General features: G+C 56.6%; 11 protein-coding genes. 3 read left to right on the top strand and 8 right to left on the bottom strand.

All coding sequences use genetic code 11. The features are described from left to right. Positions 1–58: 58 nt before the first annotated feature. The 4 genes from yfaE to ubiG form a co-directional block, all read right to left on the bottom strand. Positions 59–319 carry a class I ribonucleotide reductase maintenance protein YfaE gene (gene yfaE / locus B3797_RS10780; RefSeq protein ID WP_081140402.1) on the bottom strand — a complete coding sequence of 87 codons (261 nt, stop codon included), beginning with the start codon at positions 317–319 and terminating at the stop codon, positions 59–61. 2 nt (positions 320–321) lie between these two features. After that, a complete protein-coding gene (gene nrdB, locus B3797_RS10785) occupies positions 322–1,452 on the bottom strand; it encodes a class Ia ribonucleoside-diphosphate reductase subunit beta (RefSeq protein ID WP_120453110.1) in 1,131 nt (376 codons plus the stop codon). 78 nt (positions 1,453–1,530) lie between these two features. Next, on the bottom strand, positions 1,531–3,816 hold the full coding sequence (nrdA, locus tag B3797_RS10790) for a class 1a ribonucleoside-diphosphate reductase subunit alpha (RefSeq protein ID WP_311791073.1): 2,286 nt from the start codon (positions 3,814–3,816) through the stop codon (positions 1,531–1,533). 395 nt (positions 3,817–4,211) lie between these two features. Further along, positions 4,212–4,940, bottom strand: a complete 729-nt coding sequence (ubiG, locus tag B3797_RS10795) for a bifunctional 2-polyprenyl-6-hydroxyphenol methylase/3-demethylubiquinol 3-O-methyltransferase UbiG (protein WP_311782653.1) — start codon at positions 4,938–4,940, stop codon at positions 4,212–4,214. A gap of 177 nt (positions 4,941–5,117) precedes the next feature. On the opposite strand from ubiG, the gene gyrA reads away from it, so the two are divergent. Then, positions 5,118–7,757 (top strand): DNA topoisomerase (ATP-hydrolyzing) subunit A, encoded by a 2,640-nt coding sequence (gene gyrA, locus B3797_RS10800; protein ID WP_120453115.1) that lies wholly within the window; start codon positions 5,118–5,120, stop codon positions 7,755–7,757. Between the two features lie 192 nt (positions 7,758–7,949). Further along, positions 7,950–10,802: a two-component system sensor histidine kinase RcsC gene (gene rcsC / locus B3797_RS10805; RefSeq protein ID WP_311782651.1), complete on the top strand. Its 2,853-nt coding sequence runs from the start codon at positions 7,950–7,952 to the stop codon at positions 10,800–10,802. 65 nt (positions 10,803–10,867) lie between these two features. On the opposite strand, the gene rcsB is transcribed toward rcsC, so the two are convergent. From rcsB to B3797_RS10820, 3 genes are read right to left on the bottom strand one after another with little or no spacing between them, the layout of a single operon-like run. After that, positions 10,868–11,518, bottom strand: a complete 651-nt coding sequence (gene rcsB / locus B3797_RS10810; RefSeq protein ID WP_033750421.1) for a response regulator transcription factor RcsB — start codon at positions 11,516–11,518, stop codon at positions 10,868–10,870. A 1-nt stretch (position 11,519) separates the two neighbouring features. Continuing rightward, positions 11,520–14,174, bottom strand: coding sequence for a phosphotransferase RcsD (gene rcsD / locus B3797_RS10815; RefSeq protein ID WP_120454172.1), 2,655 nt, complete (start codon positions 14,172–14,174; stop codon positions 11,520–11,522). A gap of 23 nt (positions 14,175–14,197) precedes the next feature. Then, positions 14,198–15,352, bottom strand: a complete 1,155-nt coding sequence (locus B3797_RS10820) for an MFS transporter (protein WP_311782650.1) — start codon at positions 15,350–15,352, stop codon at positions 14,198–14,200. A gap of 931 nt (positions 15,353–16,283) precedes the next feature. Here B3797_RS10820 and ompC point away from each other — a divergent pair. Continuing rightward, positions 16,284–17,396 carry a porin OmpC gene (gene ompC, locus B3797_RS10825; protein ID WP_311791074.1) on the top strand — a complete coding sequence of 371 codons (1,113 nt, stop codon included), beginning with the start codon at positions 16,284–16,286 and terminating at the stop codon, positions 17,394–17,396. Between the two features lie 25 nt (positions 17,397–17,421). On the opposite strand, the gene B3797_RS10830 is transcribed toward ompC, so the two are convergent. Next, positions 17,422–17,985 (bottom strand): TetR/AcrR family transcriptional regulator, encoded by a 564-nt coding sequence (locus tag B3797_RS10830; RefSeq protein ID WP_311791075.1) that lies wholly within the window; start codon positions 17,983–17,985, stop codon positions 17,422–17,424. Between the last annotated feature and the right edge of the window lie 101 nt (positions 17,986–18,086).

Raw genomic sequence — 18,086 nt, forward strand, 5'->3', positions numbered from 1 at the left:
CTTTGCGATCGGGCCATGACACCCGCGTTGGCACTGCTATCGCAGATAACCGGCCTTGCTATAGCTCGATTTCAATCTCACCCTTCGCCAGACAGCAGCAGGGCAAAATTTCCCCCTGCTGAACAAACGCCAGCGGCGTTTCGGCGTAGTGCACTTCGCCCTTCAGCAGCCGCGTGCGGCACGAACCGCAGTAGCCTTCGCGGCACTGAAACTCCACGCACAGATTATGCGCTTCCAGCGTCGTCAGCAGGTTGGGATGATGCTCTGCGCACTCCAGTCGCTGACCGGAACTGCGCAGGATAACAACGGCACGGCTCATACTTACAGCTGGAAATCGTTGAAGTCGTCTTCGCCCACTTCCGAGTCAATCTGACCCACCAGATAGGAGCTTACTTCTACTTCCTGCGGCGCCACCTGCACGTTGTCCGATACCAGCCAGGAGTTGATCCACGGAATCGGGTTGGAGCGCGTCTGGAAGGGCAGATCCAGGCCCACCGCCTGCATACGGATATTGGTGATGTACTCAATGTACTGGCAGAGAATATCTTTGTTCAGGCCGATCATCGAACCGCCGCTAAACAGATATTCCGCCCACTCTTTCTCCTGCTCGGCCGCTTTCTTGAAGAGATCGAAACACTCTTCACGGCATTCGGCGGCAATCTCTTTCATTTCAGGATCGTCTTCGCCGGTGCGCATCAGATTCAGCATATGCTGGGTGCCGGTCAGGTGCAGCGCTTCGTCGCGTGCGATCAGACGAATAATCTTGGCGTTGCCTTCCATCAGTTCGCGTTCGGCGAAGGCGAAAGAGCAGGCGAAGCTGACGTAGAAGCGAATCGCTTCCAGCGCGTTAACGCTCATCAGGCAGATATAGAGCTGCTTTTTCAGCGCGCGCAGATTCACGGTCACGGTTTTACCGTTAACCTGATGCGTGCCTTCGCCCAGCAGATGCCAGTAGTTGGTCATCTCGATCAGATCGTCGTAGTACTTCGAGATATCCTGCGCGCGCGCGAGGATCTGCTCGTTAGTCACGATATCGTCGAAGACCAGCGAAGGGTCGTTAACGATATTACGAATGATATGGGTGTAAGAGCGCGAGTGAATAGTCTCGGAGAAGGCCCAGGTTTCCACCCAGGTTTCCAGCTCGGGGATCGAGATCAGCGGCAGCAGCGCGACGTTCGGGCTGCGGCCCTGAATAGAGTCGAGCAGGGTCTGATATTTCAGGTTGCTGATAAAGATGTGCTTCTCATGCTCCGGCAGCGCCTGATAGTCGATGCGGTCGCGCGAGACATCTACCTCTTCCGGACGCCAGAAAAAGGAGAGCTGCTTTTCAATCAGCTTTTCAAAGATGTCATATTTCTGCTGGTCGAAGCGCGCCACGTTGACGGACTGACCAAAGAACATCGGCTCTTTCAGCTGATCGTTTTTATTCTGTGAGAACGTAGTGTAAGCCATACAAACTGTCCAAATGTGAACGGGGCGCAGCGCAGCCCCGTGAAATGACGCAGGCGGGAGACGCGCTCCCGCCCAACCTTAAATCTTACAAGCGCCGCTTTCGCAACCGTCATCCTGAATGGAAGGCGCCAGATCGTCCTGCGCGTCTTCCGCACCGTCGCGGGTGTTCTGATAGTAGAGCGTCTTGACGCCGAACTTATAGGCGGTCAGCAGGTCTTTCAGCAGCTGCTTCATCGGCACCTTGCCGTTGGCGAAGCGCGACGGATCGTAGTTGGTGTTAGAGGAGATCGCCTGGTCGATAAACTTCTGCATAACGCCGACCAGCTGCAGATAACCGTCGTTGGACGGCATTTCCCACAGCAGCTCGTACTGATCTTTCAGACGCTCGTACTCTGGCACCACCTGACGCAGAATGCCGTCTTTGGAGGCTTTGATGCTGATATGGCCGCGCGGCGGCTCAATGCCGTTAGTGGCGTTGGAGATCTGCGAAGAGGTCTCAGAAGGCATCAGCGCAGAGAGCGTAGAGTTGCGCAGACCGTGAGTCTTGATCGACTCGCGCAGGCCGTCCCAGTCCAGGTGCAGCGGCTCGTTGCAAATGCTGTCGAGATCCTTCTTATAGGTATCGATCGGCATAATGCCCTGCGAGTAGGTGGTTTCGTTAAACCACGGGCAGGCGCCTTGCTCTTTCGCCAGCTCGTTCGAGGCTTTCAGCAGGTAGTACTGAATCGCTTCGAAGGTTTTGTGCGTCAGGTTGTTGGCGCTGCCGTCGGAGTAGCGCACGCCATTCTTCGCCAGATAGTAAGCGAAGTTGATAACGCCAATACCCAGGGTACGACGGCCCATCGCGCCGCGTTTGGCGGCTGGAATTGGGTAGTCCTGATAGTCGAGCAGGGCGTCGAGCGCGCGTACCGCCAGGGTCGCCAGCTCTTCCAGGTCGTCCAGGCTTTCAATCGCGCCGAGGTTAAACGCCGACAGCGTACAGAGCGCGATTTCGCCGTTCTCGTCGTTAACGTCTTCCAGCGGTTTGGTCGGCAGCGCGATCTCCAGGCAGAGGTTAGACTGGCGCACCGGCGCAATGCTGGCGTCGAACGGGCTGTGGGTGTTGCAGTGGTCGACGTTCTGAATGTAGATACGACCGGTGGAGGCGCGCTCCTGCATCATCAGCGAGAAGAGATCGACCGCTTTAACGCGCTGCTTGCGGATGCTCTCGTCCTGCTCATATTTGGTGTACAGACGCTCAAACTCTTCCTGATCGGCAAAGAAAGCGTCGTAGAGGCCGGGCACGTCGGACGGGCTGAATAGAGTAATATCTTCGCCCTTCAGCAGGCGCTGATACATCAGCTTGTTGATCTGCACGCCGTAGTCCATATGGCGGACGCGGTTGCCTTCAACGCCGCGGTTGTTCTTCAGCACCAGCAGGCTTTCTACTTCCAGATGCCACATCGGGTAGAACAGCGTCGCCGCGCCGCCGCGAACGCCGCCCTGCGAGCAGGATTTCACCGCAGTCTGGAAATGCTTATAGAACGGGATGCAGCCGGTATGGAAGGCTTCGCCGCCGCGGATCGGGCTGCCCAGCGCGCGAATGCGGCCAGCGTTGATGCCGATACCGGCGCGCTGCGACACATACTTCACGATGGCGCTGGAGGTGGCGTTGATAGAGTCGAGGCTGTCGCCGCACTCAATCAGCACGCAGGAGCTGAACTGGCGCGTCGGGGTGCGCACGCCAGACATGATCGGCGTCGGCAGCGAGATCTTAAAGGTCGAAATCGCGTCGTAGAAGCGCTTGATGTAGTCCATACGGGTATCGCGCGGATAGCCGGAGAAGAGGCAGGCGGAGACGAGGATGTAGAGGAACTGCGCGCTCTCGTAGATATCGCCGGTGACGCGGTTCTGCGCCAGATATTTGCCTTCCAGCTGTTTTACCGCCGCGTAGGAGAAGTTCATATCGCGCCAGTGGTCGATAAAGCCGTCCATCTGCTCGAACTCTTCAGCCGTGTAGTCTTCCAGCAGGTGACGGTCATATTTGCCCATCTCCACCATGCGCACCACCTGATCGTAAAGCTTCGGCGGCTCGAACTGGCCGTACGCTTTTTTACGCAGGTGGAAGATCGCCAGGCGGGCAGCAAGGTATTGATAGTCTGGCGCGTCGCGCGAGATCAGGTCTGCTGCGGCCTTGATGATGGTTTCATGAATATCAGAAGTTCTGATGCCATCGTAAAACTGGATATGGGAGCGCAGTTCAACCTGGGAAACAGAGACGTTGTTCAGCCCTTCAGCGGCCCAGTCGAGTACCCGGTGAATTTTATCGAGATCAATGCGTTCCTGGCGGCCATCGCGTTTAGTAACGAGCAGACTTTGATTCATGTCGCGTTATACCATCCGTAAGTGAAAAAGAGTCCCCTGTTTATTCACAGGGTTATTCAATGTGAATAATTCTGTGGATAAACACTATATGTTGGGGGTTGGGAGAGATTAAGTAACAATATGGGGGTTATTCTAGTGACCTGACGCCAGATAACAAGACGGAAAAATGATGCCCCTGGGACTTGTATTTTTTGCGGAATTTCTTAACCCCGCGACTTATAAGGCTCAATGGCGTGTCAACTGCCGCGGTAAAAAATTCGAGATTTTGATCGACCGCTGATTTTTCGCACATCGCTGTGTTTTTTCCCGACAACCGTCTACCGAAGGAGCGGCAGGGTAAGAAAAAGTGATGACAGCGAGATGACAGGCGCGCAAAAAGCTTGCGCGCCAGAGGGTTACTTTTTGACGTGGCGGGTATGCACCATGTAGTTCACGTCGACGCCGCGCCCCAGACGAAATTTGTTGGTCAGCGGGTTGTAGTGCAGTCCGGTGATGTGCTGCTCGCGCAGCGCAGTTTCATCGACCCAGCCCAGCAGTTCAGAAGGGCGGATAAACTTTTTCACGTCGTGCGTGCCGCGCGGCACCATGCGCAGCACATATTCCGCCCCGAACACTGCCATCAGCCAGGCCTTCGGGTTGCGGTTGATGGTGGAAAAGAAAACCTCGCCGCCCGGCTTCACCAGACGCGCGCAGGCGTGCACCACCGAACGGGGATCGGGCACATGCTCCAGCATCTCCATGCAGGTCACCACGTCATAGCGACCGGCAAACGCCTCGGCGTGGTCTTCCACCGTCTGCTGCACGTAGTCGAGCGTCACGCCGTTTTCCTGCGCATGCAGGCGCGCCACCTGCAGCGGCTCGGCGCCCATATCGAGACCGGTAACCTCTGCGCCTTCACGCGCCATGCTCTCCGCCAGGATGCCGCCGCCGCAGCCTACGTCCAGCACCTTCTTGCCGAACAGACCGTTGCTGTGTTGCGCGATAAAGCCCAGACGCAGCGGGTTAATGCGGTGCAAAGGTTTAAATTCGCCTTCCAGATCCCACCAGCGTGAGGCGACGGCCTCAAACTTAGCGATTTCCTGCGCATCGACGTTGGGCTGCGTTTCCTGCGGTTGTGCATTCATTGAATCATTACTCCGGAAAAAATGTTGACTGAGTATAAACGCTTATTGCCGCCGGGGGCACCTTTCCGGCACGAGGAAAAGCGCGTGAAAACGGTGGTTAACGTTCACCAGCGGGCTGGGGTGTGATATACTTTCGCACCTTTAAAATCCGGGCATATGTAGAGGGAAAGCGGCTCCATGAGCGACCTTGCAAGAGAAATTACACCGGTCAATATCGAAGAAGAGTTAAAGAGCTCCTATCTCGATTACGCCATGTCGGTCATTGTTGGCCGAGCCTTACCCGATGTTCGTGACGGCCTGAAGCCTGTCCACCGCCGCGTACTTTACGCGATGAGCGAACTGGGTAACGACTGGAACAAACCCTATAAGAAATCCGCCCGTGTGGTCGGTGACGTTATCGGTAAATATCACCCACACGGGGATTCCGCCGTTTACGACACCATCGTCCGCATGGCTCAGCCTTTCTCCCTGCGTTACATGCTGGTGGACGGACAGGGCAACTTCGGCTCCGTTGACGGCGACTCCGCCGCAGCGATGCGTTATACCGAAGTGCGTATGTCGCGTATCGCGCACGATCTGCTGGCTGACCTGGAAAAAGAGACCGTCGACTTCGTTCCGAACTATGACGGCACCGAGCAGATCCCTGAAGTTCTGCCGACCAAAATCCCTAACCTGCTGGTGAACGGTTCATCCGGCATCGCCGTAGGTATGGCGACCAATATTCCGCCGCACAACCTGACGGAAGTGATCAACGGCTGTCTCGCCTATATCGACGACGAAGATATCAGCGTCGAAGGGCTGATGGAGCACATCCCGGGTCCCGACTTCCCGACTGCGGCCATTATCAACGGCCGCCGCGGCATTGAAGAGGCGTACCGCACCGGGCGCGGCAAAATCTATATTCGCGCGCGTGGCGAGGTGGAAACCGACGCCAAAACCGGCCGCGAAACCATCGTGGTGCACCAGATCCCTTATCAGGTCAACAAAGCGCGCCTGATTGAGAAAATTGCCGAGCTGGTGAAAGAGAAGCGCGTCGAAGGCATCAGCGCGCTGCGCGACGAGTCCGATAAAGACGGTATGCGCATCGTGATCGAAGTGAAGCGTGATGCGGTCGGCGAAGTGGTGCTGAACAATCTCTACTCGCTGACGCAGCTGCAGGTCTCTTTCGGCATCAACATGGTGGCGCTGCATCAGGGCCAGCCGAAGATCATGACGCTGAAGGAGATCCTCGAAGCCTTTGTGCGCCATCGTCGTGAAGTCGTTACGCGCCGCACCATTTTCGAACTGCGCAAAGCGCGTGACCGCGCGCATATCCTTGAAGGTCTGGCGATCGCGCTGGCTAACATCGATCCGATTATCGAGCTGATTCGCCGCGCGCCGAACCCGGCCGAGGCGAAAGCGGGCCTGATCGCGCAGCCGTGGGATCTGGGCAACGTCTCCGCCATGCTGGAACGTGCGGGCGATGACGCCGCGCGTCCGGAATGGCTGGACGAAGAGTTCGGCATCCGCGACGGTCGCTACTACCTGACCGAACAGCAGGCGCAGGCGATCCTCGATCTGCGTCTGCAGAAGCTCACCGGACTTGAGCATGAAAAACTGCTCGACGAGTACAAAGAGCTGCTGGAACAGATTGCTGAATTGCTCAATATCCTGATGAACGCCGAGCGTCTGATGGAAGTGATCCGGGAAGAGCTGATCGCCATGCGCGACCAGTTCGGCGACGAACGCCGCACCGAGATCACCGCCAACAGCGCCGATATCAACATCGAAGATCTGATCAATCAGGAAGATGTGGTTGTAACGCTGTCGCATCAGGGTTACGTCAAATATCAGCCGCTTTCGGATTACGAAGCGCAACGTCGCGGCGGCAAAGGCAAGTCGGCGGCGCGCATCAAGGAAGAGGATTTTATCGATCGTCTGCTGGTAGCCAATACCCACGACACTATCCTCTGCTTCTCCAGCCGCGGCCGTCTCTACTGGATGAAGGTCTACCAGCTGCCAGAAGCCAGCCGTGGCGCGCGTGGCCGCCCGATCGTCAACCTGCTGCCGCTGCAGCCTGACGAGCGTATTACCGCCATCCTGCCGGTGCGCGAATATACCGAAGGCTTCAATATCTTTATGGCGACCGCCAGCGGCACCGTGAAGAAAACGGCGCTGCAGGAGTTCAGTCGTCCGCGCAGCGCGGGCATCATCGCCGTGAACCTGCGCGAAGATGACGAGCTGATCGGTGTTGCGCTGACCAACGGCAACGACGAGGCGATGCTCTTCTCTGCCGGCGGTAAAGTGGTGCGCTTTGCGGAAAGCGCCGTCCGCGCCATGGGCCGTACGGCATCAGGCGTGCGCGGCATCAAGCTGGCGGAAGGGGATCGCGTGGTGTCGCTGATTGTGCCGCGCGACGAGGGCGCGATTCTCACCGTGACGCAAAACGGCTACGGCAAGCGTACCGCGATTAGCGAGTATCCTACCCGGTCGCGCGCGACTCAGGGCGTGATCTCCATTAAGGTCACTGAGCGTAATGGCCCGGTGATTGGCGCGGTACAGGTTGTCGACAGCGATCAGATCATGATGATTACCGATGCCGGTACCCTGGTGCGCACCCGCGTCTCTGAGGTAAGCATCGTGGGTCGTAACACCCAGGGCGTTATCCTGATCCGTACTGCGGAAGATGAGAACGTGGTTGGCCTGCAGCGCGTAGCCGAACCGGTGGAAGAGGAAGAGCTCGACGCCATCGACGGCAGCGTGGCGGAAGGCGAAGAGGATATCGCGCCGGAAGCTGAAACGGACGACGACGCGCCGGAAGCGGACGAAGAAGAGTAACGCTTCAGGCTCACGCCGCCAGGGAGGGCGGCACTGAATTTTACGGCAGGAAAGGGCAACCCGACCTGCCGTTGTTTTTTACGGCGCGGCTTGTTACGCGCAGATGCCGACTGGCTTTTCTTTCCTGATAAAGCTAGTGTAATGAGCATTCTGAAGCCAGCCCGTCATTAACCTTGCCGTAGTGAGTTTCCCTTGAAATATCTGGTCTCTTTCCGAACCACGCTGCGTATCTCACGCTACCTGTTCCGTGCGCTGGCGCTGCTGCTCTGGACGCTGGGCGCGGTGCTGACCACCTTCTTTATCATCAGCGTGCTGCATGATAAAGAGAGCAGCGTGCGGCAAGAGTTCGCCAGCAACTACGGTCAGGCGGAATGGTATGTGCGCCACTCCGCCGACGTGATGCGCGAACTGAAGTACATTACTGAAAACCGCCTTACCAGCGCCAGCAGCGGTCTGGATATGCTTAACGGCGTGCTGCCGGGCAAATCGACGCTGCCGCAGTTTACGCCGCTCTTTTCCGATGGCGACTGCTCCTCGATGAGCAATACCTGGCGCAACTCGCTGGACACCCTCAGCTACTACATCAACTACTGGAAAAGCAACTTCGCCTCAACCTACGAGCTGAACCGCGTATTTTTTATCGGCGGCGAAAGCCAGTGTCTGGCGGACTTTAGCATCGGCAGCAGCAAGGTGGATCGCGAACGCAGCCTGAAGGCGCTGCGCGAGCGCGTGCTGCGCTATCGCAACGGCAACGACGAAGAGCGCCGCAACCCGATCTACTGGGTCAACGCCAGCGCGCAGCCCGGCGTCGGCACCTTTTATATGATGGTGCCGGTCTATGTCGCCAATAAGCTGCAGGCGCTGCTGGGCGTCGAGCAGAATATCCGCCTGGACGAGTTTATTCAGCCGGGCAGCCTGCCGGTGGTGGCCACCATTATTGATGAGAATTACCGCCCGCTGCTGACGTCGCGCCGCGGCGGTGCTGGCTTCTCGCTGGACGATCTGTCGGATGATAAAAGCTGGTTCGGCTACCTTGACGGCTACCGGCAGTTGGTGCTGAAAAAGCCGCTGCCGCCCTCTGATTTAAGCGTGGTGTGGTCGGTATCGACGCGCGTGCTGGTCGATCAGCTCAAGCTGATGATCATTAACGCGCTGCTGCTGAATCTGCTAAGTGCGATTGTGCTTTTTACCCTGGCCTGGCTTTTCGAGCGGCGGATGTTCCTGCCAGCCGAAGAGAATGCGCACCGGCTAGAGGAGCATGAGCAGTTCAACCGCAAAATCGTCGCGTCGGCGCCGGTGGGCATCTGTATTTTACGCACCCGCGACGGCACGAATATCCTCAGTAACGAGCTGGCGCATAACTATCTGACGCTGCTGACGCAGGAAGACCGCCAGCGGCTCAATGAAATTATCGGCAGCCAGCAGGTTAATTTCGTCGACGTGCTGACCGGCAGCAACACCAACCTGCAAATCAGCTTCGTGCATTCGCGCTATCGCAATGAGAATGTGGCGATCTGCGTGCTGGTGGATGTCTCCGCGCGCGTGCGCATGGAGCAGTCGCTGCAGGAGATGGCGCAGGCGGCGGAGCAGGCGAGCCAGTCGAAGTCGATGTTCCTCGCCACCGTCAGCCATGAGCTGCGCACGCCGCTCTACGGCATTATCGGCAATCTTGACCTGCTGCAGACCAAACAGCTGCCGAAAGAGGTCGATTCGCTGGTGACCGCGATGAATAACTCGTCGAGCCTGCTGCTGAAGATCATCAGCGATATTCTGGACTTCTCAAAAATCGAGTCGGAACAGCTGAAAATCGAGCCGCGTCCTTTCTCGCCGCGTGAGGTCCTTAGCCATATCGCCGGGAACTACCTGTCGCTGGTAATGAAAAAGCGGCTGACGCTCTACTGCTTTATCGAGCATGACGTGCCGCTGGCGCTGGATGGCGATCCGCTGCGGCTGCAGCAGGTGATCTCCAACCTGCTCAGTAACGCCATTAAGTTCACGCACACCGGCTGCATTATCCTGCATGCCAGCGTGAAAGAGGGCTATCTGGCGTTCCGCATTCGCGATACCGGCGTCGGCATCCCTGCGAAAGAGATTACGCGACTGTTCGATCCTTTTTTCCAGGTGGGTAACGGCGTACAGCGCAACTTCCAGGGCACCGGGCTGGGGCTGGCCATTTGTGAAAAGCTGACCAATATGATGGACGGGGATATTGAAGTGGACTCCGAGCCTGGCATGGGCAGCCAGTTTATTGTGCGTATTCCGATCTATAACGGCCAGCATCCTGCGCCGCCGCTTCTCGACGGGCTGCACGATAAAACCCTGTGGATCGATATGCGCAACGACTATCTCGCCAGCTTTATCGAGCGCGATCTGCAACAGCAGGGCATTTATATCCAGCCCTATACCGGCAAGGCGGGCAGTGACGACGTATTAATCACCGACTACGAACCCGAAACCGACCAGCCGCTGCACGCGGTTATTATCTTCAGCGGCGCGCATATCGATATGCCGCGTGAAATCGCGCCGGGACGCTGGCTGCACAGTACGGCGACGCCGCACGAGCTGCCGAGCCTGCTGGCGCGCATCTACCGCATCGCTATCCAGAGCGATACGGCGACCAACCTGGCGCTCTCTGCGCCGGCGGAGGAGGTGATCAGCAACGACGACATTATGATTCTGATTGTCGACGATCATCCTATCAACCGTATGCTGCTGTCGGAACAGTTGGGCACCCTGGGCTATCAGGTGAAAACCGCGCAGGATGGCGTCGATGCGCTCAACGTAATCAGCCGCAGCGAGATCGATATTGTGCTGAGCGATGTGAATATGCCGAATATGGACGGTTATCGCCTGACGCAGCGTCTGCGCCAGCTCGGCCATGCTTTCCCGGTGATCGGCGTGACCGCCAACGCGCTGGCGGAAGAGAAGCAGCGCTGTATGGAAGCCGGTATGGATAACTGCCTGTCGAAACCCGTAACGCTGGATGTGCTGAAAACCACGCTGGCGATTTACGCCGAGCGCGTAAGGAAAACGCGGGAAGGGTAGGCTGGCGTCAGCGTGGTTTGAGAAAGGAAAAACAGACGGCGCGTTAGCGCCGTCTGTGCAGCGCGTTAATCCTTGTCGATTTGAGTGGCGCTGACGGAAGAGAGGTAGTTCAGCAGGGCGATATCGTTATCTACGCCCAGCTTCATCATCGCCGATTTTTTCTGGCTGCTGATGGTCTTAATGCTGCGGTTCAGTTTCTTGGCGATCTCTGTTACCAGGAAGCCTTCGGCAAACAGGCGCAGCACTTCGCTCTCTTTCGGTGACAGACGCTTATCGCCATAGCCGCCGGCGCTGATTTTCTCCAGCAGCTTCGCCACGCTTTCCGGCGTGTACTTTTTACCTTTTTGCAGAGCGGCCAGCGCTTTCGGCAGATCGGTTGGCGCGCCCTGTTTCAGCACGATGCCTTCGATATCGAGATCCAGTACGGCACTGAGGATTGCCGGGTTATTGTTCATGGTCAGAACAATAATCGACAGATCGGGATAGTGACGTTTGATGTATTTGATCAGCGTGATGCCATCGCCATATTTCTCGCCAGGCATGGAGAGATCGGTGATCAGGACGTTGGCGTCAAGCTTTGACAAGCTGTTAATCAGTGCTGTTGAGTCTTCGAACTCACCTACAACGTTGACCCATTCAATTTGCTCCAGAGACTTTCGGATACCGAAAAGAACAATTGGATGGTCATCGGCAATAATTACATTTAAGTTATTCATCTTATTGGTTACCTTGCTGCAGCAGTTCATTGACGTAAGCGTCGATGGCACTGGTGGTATTTGTAATGTTTGAATCGTCACATGCTTTGATGTGCTGTTCTAACTCTTCACAAAGCTGTTTGCCCGGCGTCAGGTTGAGCATGGCAAACACGCCTTTAAGGCGATGCGCTGTCTGAGCAAGCATGGCGTAGTCCTTTTCCGCCGACTCAGTATACAGTCTCTTTACATCAGGCGGTACTGTCTCGGTAAACAGCTGGAAGTAGCCACCGCTGAGCAGCGGGGTCAGTTCCTCGTCTTCTGTACTCTCCTCCATGGAATCATGGGCCAGCTGTTGTTCAATCAGAGCCAGCAGCGCATCCTGGAGCGCATTGCTGAGATTGAAGTTGACCCGGTATTGCCGATCGTTTAGCGCGTGATGTCCCAACTCATCCTCCGCCAGCAGCAGCGCCCAGCCGCTCAGCCTGGCGGGATCGTCGGTCACCAGCACGTCATGTTCCTGGCCTGACAGCCGCTCTTCAGGGGACAGGCAGCGCGCGCCCCAGTTTTCCAGATGGCGACAGACGATTTTGTATACGTCTTCCACCTCAATCTCGATAAGCGCGGTCACGCCATCCAGCAGCTTCTCCTCTTCTTCTTCCGTCTGCGGCTCTACCGCCAGCGGAAGCTGAATAGAGTAGCGCGTGCCGATGTCCGGCTTGGCGATAATGTCCAGGCTGCCGCCCATCTGCTTGCAGAGCTGCTTACAGAGGAAAAAGGCCATGCCGGACGCCTGACCGTAACGATCCTGGCTGGTTTCGCCCAGGAACGGGAAGTCGGCGTTCGCCAGCTCATCGACGGTCAGCCCCGCGCCGGTATCCACCAGCTCAATCATCAGACGCTCCGGACGGGCCTCATCGGCGCTCACCGTCAGGGAAATCTTGCCCCAGCGCGTGGTGGTCAGCGCATAGTGCATCAGCGTGGCGAGCACTTTACGCAGCGCGCGGCGGTCGCCGAAACGCTGTTCATCATTGGGCTGCAGATTATTCACCACCAGCGACAGCCCTTTACGCCGCATCAGCGGCAGGCTTTCCAGGGCGATCTCATCCAGCAGCTCCTGCAGGCTGAAAACGCTGGCGTCGGGCGACCAGTCGTGCGCTTCCAGCCGGTTAAGCAGCACAATATCGTCTACCAGCCGCGCCAGGCTTTGGCTCTGGTCCAGCAGGTCGAGTACGGTTTCATCTTCGTCGCGCTGGCTAAGCTGCACCAGCTGCGCCACCACTTTCTCCAGCGGACGATTCAGCGCGTGGCCGAGGTTTTGCAGCAGCTGTTGCCGCATCTGATGGTTGCGATCCAGCACCTGCTGCGCCTTTTGCAGCTTTTTGTTCACCAGCAGCTCGCGATCCTGGTCGCGCATCAAAAAGAGCTGAGTATGCGGCGAGAGCACGCTGCGCGCATGGCGAATCTCATACACTTCGTTGTTAATGGTCGCCTGCAGAACGCCCTGATGCTGGTCAGACATATTAATGATTTTTTGCAGGTTCAGATGCGGCAAAAGATGTTCTGCGATCTTATTGCTGAGAATGGTGCGGTTGCTGGCGAAGTCATACACCAGCAGGCCGACCGGCAGGCTGGCGACAATCTCTTCGTTCAGCACGCGCAGCGAATCCAGCTCTGCGCTCTGGTTTTCGCTCGGGCGCAGCGACTGCTGGCGCAGCAGCGTCATGCCAGCGAAAGAGAGCAGAAACAGCACCAGGTTTACCAGCAGCGGCCACAGCAGATTATGCAGCGTATCCATCATCAGGCTGGTGAGCGGCACGCGGTAGACCAGCTGCAGCGGCGTGCTCGGCAGGGTGGCGGCTATCTCCAGGTCTGGATTAACGATAGCGATCTGCGTGTTCTCGCTCTCTTCCTGATCGTTTGCGGCAGGCAGGGTGGCGTCCTGGCGCAGCTGGAAATTCTCAATCGGCATGTTTTGCGGCGTGAGATCGTTGATCGGCAGATCGAAGGCGACCACCGTCGCCAGATGGCCCGGCTGGTTAAAAGTCGTGCGCAGCGTAAAGTAGTGATCGTTTTGAAAGGCGAAATGGCGCAGCGGCGAGAAACTTTCGCGCTCGTCCAGCGCATTGGCCTGCTGCAGCATCTCGGCGCGACGGCCATCCACCAGCGAACTGATGGCACTCTCTTTATAGCGCGTCGCCATATCTTTCAGCGGCAGGGTAGAGATCATAATCAGGCTGTTGTCCTGACCGTTGAGGAAATACATCGACCAGGTCGGATTCTCCGCGCCCCACAGCGTATCCAGGTAGCTCGACATGCGCATTGTCATATCGAGCGTGCTGCTGTCGTGCGAGCCGAAAATCAACGCTTCCGTCTTGCGGCGGGTTTTTTCCAGATAGTAGACGTCCGGACGCAGCCGCGTCTCCTGCAGGCTACTGTTCGGCGAGCTTCCCGCCGCGCTGGTGGCGAGATTTTCATAGATTTGCCAGGTGGCGAAGCGATAGGCGTCAATACGTTTTTGCGTCGCTCGCGCCAGATCGGTCATAGCATAGCGTTTCTCGGTCAGCCAGGCGTTGACCGAGTTGTGTACCATAAAGCCCAGCGCCAGCAGCAGCACCAGATTAAAAATCACAAAAAAGCGAGTGACATTGCCGGATGTCAGTGGAAACTTAAAGGGCAACATAGCGTGTCAGGCACCTGAAATCATCGCGCAACCAGTCGGGCACTGGCGGCCACAGCCAGCAGCAGCAGCGCGATGAGCAGAAAGGCACCGCTGAGGCTCAGCCATTGAGAAATAAATCCGATTAAGGCCGGACCTGAGAGAATACCCGCATATCCCAGCGTTGTCATGGCGGAAATCCCCAGATTTGAGGGCATATCCTTTTGATTCCCGACGGCATTAAATAACATCGGCACCGTATTGGATAAACCAAAGCCCACCAGCAGAAAAGCGAGCAGGGCCATCTGCGGCCAGGGCAGAAATACCGCCAGCGCCAGACCGGCCGCCGCCGTCAGCGCGCCCGTGAGCATAACGAGAAAACGGCCGAAACGGTGAATGATCCTGTCACCGGTCAGACGGCCAATGGTCATCGCCACTGAGAAGAGCGCATAGCCCAGGCCCGCGTGCGCGGTCGTCATATCCGGGCTTTGCAACAGCAGCAGCGCGCCCCAGTCGAGTACGGCGCCTTCGGCAAGAAACAGAATAAAGCAGAGCAGGCCAAGAAAAGCGACGAAGCCGCGCGGAACCACCAGCCACGGCTGATCGGGCTGATGCAGGCGCTCGCTCATTAGCGTCGGCAGGCTTACAGCCAGCAGTAGCAGCATCAGAGCCATCACCAGCGTGACCGACATGAGCGGCGACAGGCCAACGCCCAGCAGCAGGCTGATCGCGCCTGCGCCCAGGATGCCGCCAAGGCTAAAGAAGCCGTGGAAACCGGACATCATCGGTTTGCGCGCCGCTTTTTCCACTTCAACCGCCTGCACGTTCATGGCGACATCCAGCATGCCAAGCCCGGCGCCGAAGATCATTAGCGTCGCGGCCATCATCCACATGACGTTCAGCGTCGCCAGCAGCGGAAGCGTCGCCAGGATCACCAGCGTAGAGCCGAGCATCACCCGGCGGCAGCCGAAACGGCCGACCAGCGATCCGGTTACTGGCATTGCCGCCAGCGAACCGATACCCAGACAGAGCAGAAGCGCGCCCAGCGAAGCGCCGCTCAGCGCCAGACGCTGGCTGGCGAAGGGTACCAGCGGCGCCCAGGAGGACATGCCGAGACCGGCGATAAGAAAAACGAGGCGTGTCCCCAGACTGACACGGTTGTGAAGTTTCCTGGGTGATGCGGCGTCCAGTGCGGTCATAGTCATTTTCGTGAGTGTTAAAGCGACGAAGTGTAGCATTAAAGCCATAGCCGCACGCGTTGCCGGTAAAGGCAGGGTAACGATAATTCCATATAAGAACCGGCATTTTAACGACTTTTACCCCGCCATAACGCTTTTCCAGAACTTTCCTGGCTCACCTGTGACATGCCGCGACGCTAAAGCCAGGCCCCTCTCTGAAAAAAGCCTGTTTAGCGCGTTTAAAACCTCGCCCGAGGCAGGGCGCATAATGGCCGTTCTGGTCATAAGCAAAGCGATAAGGAAATGCGCATTTTCCAGCGAAATATAGCCCGACGAACGCAGCGCTGAAGAGAAATAAGTCCAGTAGCTACAAGATAAATAACGCTTTGTTACCGTGATAAATTATTAGTGAGAATATTAAACACAACGATTAACTTGATGTGCGATTATTAACAATAAGTGCTAAGACGAGGCGCGAATATTTTAAACGTATTTACCGCTTTGACTTACGAGGCAGGTTAAAAGGGAATTTTCGGGCAAAAAAATGCCGGGCATACAGGCCCGGCGGGAATTAGGGTAAACATCTCATTCGGGGTGAATGAAGGTAATAATGAAATAAATGATGATAGCGGGATCTATTGTATTCACAGATGACGTCTGTGTTTTATCATTCAGTGCTCAGAAATTAGTGATTCTAATAACATGAAATTTAAGGATAAAAAATTCACTTGTTATTTTGTGCGATAATTTTTACCGATACGTGCTGGTTATTAGTTCCGCAAAATTTACATCTAGAAATAACTATTTCGAAATATGAAACAGTTTTGGAAATTTCGTAGCATTTTCGTGATAGCTTATTGCCCTTTATAAAATAACAATGGCTTGCCGGCTGAATTTTTAAGCGTTCAGCTCGCAGTGGCAAAAATAAGGCACATAACAGAGGGTAAATAAAATGAAACGTCGCGTTCTCTCCCTGATGATCCCCGCGCTGCTGGTTGCAGCAGGTTCTGCAAGCGCAGCGGAAATTTACAACAAAGACGGCAACAAATTAGACCTGTTTGGTAAAGTCGACGGTCTGCACTATTTCTCAGATAACGACGGTAATGACGGCGATCAGTCTTACCTGCGCTTCGGTTTTAAAGGCGAAACCCAGATTTCCAACGAGCTGACCGGCTACGGCCAGTGGGAGTATCAGGCGGCGCTGAACACGTCGGAAAATGAAGGCACCGCTGACAGCTACACCCGCGTTGGCTTCGCCGGTATCAAGTTCGGCGATGCAGGCTCCTTCGACTACGGCCGTAACTACGGCGTAGCTTACGATATCGGCGCATGGACCGACGTGCTGCCGGAGTTCGGCGGCGATACCTACGGCGCGGACAACTTTATGTTCCAGCGCGGTAACGGTATGGCAACCTACCGTAACTCTAACTTCTTCGGTCTGGTGGACGGCTGGAACTTCGCCGTTCAGTATCAGGGCAAAAACGACAACCCGAGCCGCGAAACCTCTGGCCGTAACGTGCTGGGCGAGAACGGCGACGGCTGGGGCCTGAGCACCACCTACGATCTCGGCTCCGGCTTCGGTATCGGCGCGGCGATGTTCCAGTCTGACCGCACCAACAACCAGAACGGCGCAGCGCCAGGCGTCCTGGGCCGCGGCGACAAGGCGGAAGTCTATACCGGCGGCCTGAAGTATGATGCCAACAACATCTACCTGGCGGCGATGTACAGCCGTTCCTACAACGCGACGCGCTTCGGCTCCACGAAAAACACGATATACGGTTTCGCTGATACAGCGGATAACTGGGAGCTGGTGGCGCAGTATCAGTTCGATTTCGGCCTGCGTCCGTCTCTGGCGTTCGTTAGCTCACGCGGCACCGACGTGCAGAACTGGGGCAAACAGAACCTGAAAAAATATGTTGATGTAGGCGCGACCTATTACTTCAACAAAAACATGTCGACCTACGTTGATTACCAGATCAACCTGCTGGACGACAACGCCTTCACCGACGCTGCCGGTATCAATACCGACGATATCGTCGCGCTGGGCCTGGTTTATCAGTTCTAAACCCGTCAGGAGCGTAGCCTGCGGGTTACGCTCCCGTTTGCAGAATGGCCGCCAGCGCAGCCGCTAAATCCGCCGTTACCGCTTCCGCCTCCTCTCCCAGCTGTACCCGCACAATCGCGCCTTCCGCCAGCAACATAATCTGTCCGGTTTTCCGCCGCTCTTCTGGCACCAGCCGCAGCGCAATGGCTTCCGCCATCTCTCGCTTATGCCGCCGAATCAGCTCGCCGATATCGGGCAGGCTATCGCCCAGTTCTGCGCTGGCGTTAATAAAGGCGCAGCCGCGATAGTCCTCTTCATCAAACCAGCTTTTCAGCGCGGCGGGCAGGGCGTGCTGCAACAGGGGTATCTGTGCCAGCGCCTGTTGAAATCCCTGCATCCAGCGCTGATGCCGTAAATCCAGCACCGTAGCGATAAGCTGGTTTTTCGCCGGGAAATGGCGATAGAAAGTCACCTTGGTCACGCCTGCCTCTGCAATCACTCTGTCGATGCCGGTGGCGCGAATACCCTGCTGGTAAAAGAGCCGCTGCGCCGTGGTCAGAATGCGGTCACGAGCCGAAGCGTCAGGATCAAAAAGGAGCGGAGCGAGCATAATCAGGCCTGCGATTTTTTTAGTAGACAGAATTGTCTACATGCAGCAGAGTAAAGCAAGTAGACAAACCTGTCTACATACTGACTTCAACCACAGGAGAC

Origin of the sequence: Pantoea sp. UBA5923, from assembly GCF_002431095.1 — a bacterium.
Lineage (GTDB): Bacteria > Pseudomonadota > Gammaproteobacteria > Enterobacterales > Enterobacteriaceae > Pantoea > Pantoea piersonii.

What these genes read in the sequence shown, in the direction of transcription:
- ompC (WP_311791074.1), top strand. Translation starts at nt 16,284, where the DNA reads ATGAAACGTCGCGTTCTCTCCCTGATGATCCCCGCGCTGCTGGTTGCA.
- B3797_RS10830 (WP_311791075.1), bottom strand. Translation starts at nt 17,985, where the DNA reads ATGCTCGCTCCGCTCCTTTTTGATCCTGACGCTTCGGCTCGTGACCGC.
- gyrA (WP_120453115.1), top strand. Translation starts at nt 5,118, where the DNA reads ATGAGCGACCTTGCAAGAGAAATTACACCGGTCAATATCGAAGAAGAG.
- nrdB (WP_120453110.1), bottom strand. Translation starts at nt 1,452, where the DNA reads ATGGCTTACACTACGTTCTCACAGAATAAAAACGATCAGCTGAAAGAG.
- rcsB (WP_033750421.1), bottom strand. Translation starts at nt 11,518, where the DNA reads ATGAATAACTTAAATGTAATTATTGCCGATGACCATCCAATTGTTCTT.
- nrdA (WP_311791073.1), bottom strand. Translation starts at nt 3,816, where the DNA reads ATGAATCAAAGTCTGCTCGTTACTAAACGCGATGGCCGCCAGGAACGC.
- ubiG (WP_311782653.1), bottom strand. Translation starts at nt 4,940, where the DNA reads ATGAATGCACAACCGCAGGAAACGCAGCCCAACGTCGATGCGCAGGAA.
- B3797_RS10820 (WP_311782650.1), bottom strand. Translation starts at nt 15,352, where the DNA reads ATGACCGCACTGGACGCCGCATCACCCAGGAAACTTCACAACCGTGTC.
- yfaE (WP_081140402.1), bottom strand. Translation starts at nt 319, where the DNA reads ATGAGCCGTGCCGTTGTTATCCTGCGCAGTTCCGGTCAGCGACTGGAG.